The organism is Dapis purpurea BLCC-M126, assembly GCF_050015975.1.
Taxonomy (GTDB): domain Bacteria; phylum Cyanobacteriota; class Cyanobacteriia; order Cyanobacteriales; family Microcoleaceae; genus Trichodesmium.
Genome location: NZ_JBNHER010000319.1, coordinates 1 through 4407, shown reverse-complemented (window position 1 = coordinate 4407; position 4407 = coordinate 1). Strand labels below are relative to the sequence as shown.

2 protein-coding genes are annotated in these 4407 nt (G+C 35.7%); one reads left to right on the top strand and one right to left on the bottom strand.

Features of this window, described 5'->3' with window-relative positions:
- Positions 1-42: 42 nt before the first annotated feature.
- On the top strand, positions 43-2985 hold the full coding sequence (locus ACP6PL_RS29415; RefSeq protein WP_426548905.1) for an EAL domain-containing protein: 2943 nt from the start codon (positions 43-45) through the stop codon (positions 2983-2985).
- Between the two features lie 645 nt (positions 2986-3630).
- On the opposite strand, the gene ACP6PL_RS29410 is transcribed toward ACP6PL_RS29415, so the two are convergent.
- On the bottom strand, positions 3631-4269 hold the full coding sequence (locus tag ACP6PL_RS29410; protein ID WP_426548904.1) for a ThiF family adenylyltransferase: 639 nt from the start codon (positions 4267-4269) through the stop codon (positions 3631-3633).
- Positions 4270-4407 lie beyond the last annotated feature (138 nt).

Genomic DNA, 4407 nt, shown 5'->3' with positions numbered 1-4407 from the left:
GCGATCGCTACTTAGTATAACCTTGGACGGAAAAGATACCAAATGGGTTCTATAGGAACTAAATATAAAGTTGCCCAAACACAAATTAGACAAGCGATCGCTAAAGCAGTTGCAGGTGAGTTTGTTCGTTATGAAATGATGGTAGTTGGTAAAAACCACGAAGTTATGACCATAGATCTTTCCCTCAAGCCAGTTTTTGATGAAATGGGAGATGTGGTACTATTAATTCCTGAAGGTCGAGATATTACAGATCGCAAATACGCTGAACAAAAACTTTCTACTTTTAATGCCCAACTAGAACAAAAAGTTATAGAGCAAACTGAGCAATTAAAGTTGGCTAATCAAGCTCTAAAAAATCAGGTTCGTCTCCAGCGAGTTATAGCAGAACTTAGTCAAAAAGCTTTGGCAGGTATAGATATTTCTGTGCTGATGGATGAAATAGGAACAATAGTTCCCCAAACATTAGATGTAGAATATTCTGAGATTCTGGAACTGCTGCCCAATGAAGATGCTTTCTTGTTACGAGCAGGTTTTGGTTGGCAAGAAGGAGTTGTAGGTAATTTTGTTCTAGATGTTAAGAGTGATTCTCAAGCAGCTTATACATTACATTCATCTCAACCTATAATTGTTGAAGACTTGCGTAAAGAAGACAGATTTAAAGACAATTTTCTGCTAAATGAGCATCAAGTTCTTTCGGGAATTAGTGTAATTATTCCCGGTAGGGAGAGACCTTTTGGGATAGTGGGGATACATAGTAAGAGGAAGTGGTGGTTGAGTGAGGATGATGCATATTTTCTACAAGCAGTTGCTAATGTACTAGCTACAGCGATCAAAAGATGGCAAACGGAGGATGCTCTTAAGTCAAGCGAAGAAAATTTCCGGCAAATGGCAGAAAATATTCGAGAAGTCTTTTGGATGACCAGCCTAGAAAAAAGTGAGTTAATTTATATTAGTCCTGCTTTTGAAGATATTTGGGGTCGCTCTGTCAAAGATTTATATAAACAGGTAGAAATAATTAGTGATAGTATTCATCCACTAGACAAGGATCTATTTGTGGCATCTTTTGAGAAACAAAGCCGGGGTGAGTTCACCAATGATGAATATAGAATTGTACGACCTGATGGTACAATTCGTTGGATTTGGACTCGGGCTTTTCCTGTTCTGAATGAAAGTGGAGAAACTTATCGCACTGTAGGCATTTCCGAAGATATTACAAAACGCAAAAAGATAGAATTAGCTCTGTTTCAAGAAAAAGAAAAAGTTCAGACTACCTTAAAATCAATTGGCGATGGCGTGATTACTACAGACGAAAATGGTCATGTAGATTATCTAAATCCAATGGCTGAAAAAATGACTGGATGGGAATTAGCCGCAGCTAAGGGTAAACCTCTAACTGAGATTTTTCAAATTATTGATGAAGTAACACGCACACCGATGGAGAACCCGGTAGATATAGTTTTCCGAGAACGGGGAGTAGTTAGTGTTGGCAATAATATTATATTAGTAGCCCGTGATAGTCAAGAATATGCTATAGAAGATTCTGCTGCCCCAATTGAAACAGAAGATAATCAAATTTTGGGGGCGGTGTTAGTGTTTCGAGATGTGACAGACAAACGCAAGTTGACAAATCAAATATCTTGGCAAGCTCGACATGATTCTTTAACAGGGTTGTTAAACCGTCGAGAATTTGAAAAATACTTAGATAATTCTTTGGTGACTGTGCAAGAAAATCACCAAGAACATACTCTTGCTTATATAGACTTGGATAGATTCAAAATAGTTAATGATACTTGTGGTCATCAAGCAGGAGATGAATTGTTGCGCCAAGTCAGCACCTTATTACATTCTGTATGTCGCAAATCAGATATTGTGGCTCGTCTCGGTGGGGATGAATTTGGCTTACTATTACTACAATGTACGATAAATAATGCTCAAGAACTGGTGCAAGAATTGATTGATAGGCTCCAGCAGTTTCGGTTTACTTGGGAGGGGAAAAGTTTTAATATTGGTATGAGTGTTGGTTTGGTGGCTATTAACCAAAAAAGTATTAATAACTCTGGTAGAGAGGATAGTAATATACTTCTTAGTGCTGCTGATGCTGCTTGTTATATTGCTAAAAATCAAGGTCGGAATTGTTATCATGTTTATCAAACTGACGATCGAGATGTACCACAGCAAAGGAATACTCTACATTGGGTGACAAAAATTCATGAAGCTTGTGAACAAAACCTTTTCTGTTTATATTATCAAGCTGTTGCACCTTTGTCAGACTCCCATTTGAGTAAGTTTTATTATGAAATATTATTGCGCTTGAAAGATGAAACAGGTAAGATAATTCCACCTATGGCATTCTTGCCAGCAGCAGAACGATATCATCTGAACCCAATGATTGATCGTTGGGTGGTTCAAAACTTTTTTAGGTATTTGTCAGAGGTTAAAGATCAATTGCAACCCTGTTTTATAAATAAGGAGACTGAAAGATTTCTTAGACAAGTACCTAACAATTCAGTCGAGGTTATTTATGGGATTAATATATCTGGCGAAACTGTTAACGACAAGGAGTTTATTACTTTTTTGCAAGAGCAATTTGCCAGATTTAATATTTCTCCAGAAACAGTTTGCTTTGAGCTTACTGAAACAGTGGCGATCGCTAATCTGTCTCAAACTACTTTGTTAATTAAACAACTTAAACGTTTGGGTTGTCGCGTTGCTCTAGATGACTTTGGTGGTGGAGTTTCTTCTTTTACTTACTTGAAAAATTTGCCTGTAGATTACTTAAAATTTGATGGCAGTTTTGTCAGGGATATTGTTAATGACCCCGTAGATTATGCCATAGTCGAGGGGATGAACAATATTAGTCATGTGATGGGTTTAGAGACGATCGCTGAGTTGGTTAGTGATCGTAGGATATTGGACAAAGTTAAGGATATTGGAATAAACTATGTTCAAGGTTATGGAGTTGCTTATCCACAACCGTTAGATTAGACCTCAGTAGGGGAATAATGGATAATGGATAATGGATAATTAATAATGAACAATGGATAATGAAAACTCTCTCTAATTATTAATTATTAATTAGGGCTTGCTGATTAAATCTAAAAGCATTGACACATAAAGGTAAGTGAATTTTTAGGTCTGGAAAAAGTACAAGATTTTCGTTCTAAAAAGCTCAAAAAGTGAGGATTTTTGGTTGACGCGAGGCAGAAAAATTAAGGGATAATTCTCCCTCCTGTCTCCTCTAGATTCCCCATTCCTCCTAACTTCTTATACCAAATCCGCATTAATTAAGAGCGTATTAAAAAATTTGCATCTTCGTTGGCATGAATAGAACTTGGAAGTTGGATAAACCCTTTTTTATCACCGGATTTGGTATTAATCCTGACTCCTACCCTCATCCATCAGACTTTTTCAGCAAACTCTAATTATTCATACTATTCTCAAAAGTGCTTTCATTAATTGATAATGGATAATTGATAATTACCTCTGGTTAAAACCGAGAGGATTGAAGATAAGGAAATATCCTAGCACTTTTTTTCCCCTTAAAAGGGGAGGCTTTAAACCAGAATTATTTAATAATTAATAATTAATAATTGGGTAAAAATAAATCAAATTTTTTGCTGAATTTTGATCTTACATAAATAATGGTTTAACAGCAAAATCTCCCAAAGTCACAGTAAAGTTAAGCTGTTGTTTAGTCGCTGCAAAATTAATCACAGTTTCACAAGCAACAGCAACAGTTAACATTACCAAATTTCTCGCTAAAGGATAATCACAAACATCATCATTTGCAGGGGAAGGTACTCGATAATTTTCATTCCAAATTATTTCTGAATAATCAGAAGCTAATCCTACATGAAGACAATAAATATTAGAGTTAGCACAATAATTTTTTACTACACTTCTACTAAGACTATTGTCAAAAGTATCTATAACTAATTCACTTTTTCCTAATAGTTTATCCGCATTTTCTTCATTTAACTTTTGAGATTGACTATCAATTTTTATTCCCAGGGCGCGATAAACACTATTGGTGAGAATTTTAACTTTAAATGCCCCAATATCAGAACGATAATAAGGTTGAGTAGATAAGTTACGTTCTTCTATGCGATCGTAATCTATTACTCGTAATTTACTAAACCCAGAACGAGCTAAATTTTCTGTAATATTTGCTCCTAAAGCACCAGCACCACAAATAGTTATTGACAAATTTTTTAGCTTTGTCATTATTTCTTGGCTGCGGTAAAGTTGTTCGTGAAAAAATATAGACATGGTTGATAAGGAAGAAGTTGGAAGGAAGAAGGAAGAAGTTAGAAGGAAGAAGTTAGAAGGAAGAAGTTAGAAGGAAGAAGTTAGAAGGAAGAAGTTGGAAGGAAGAAGTTGGAAGGAAGAAGTTGGAAGGAAGAAGTT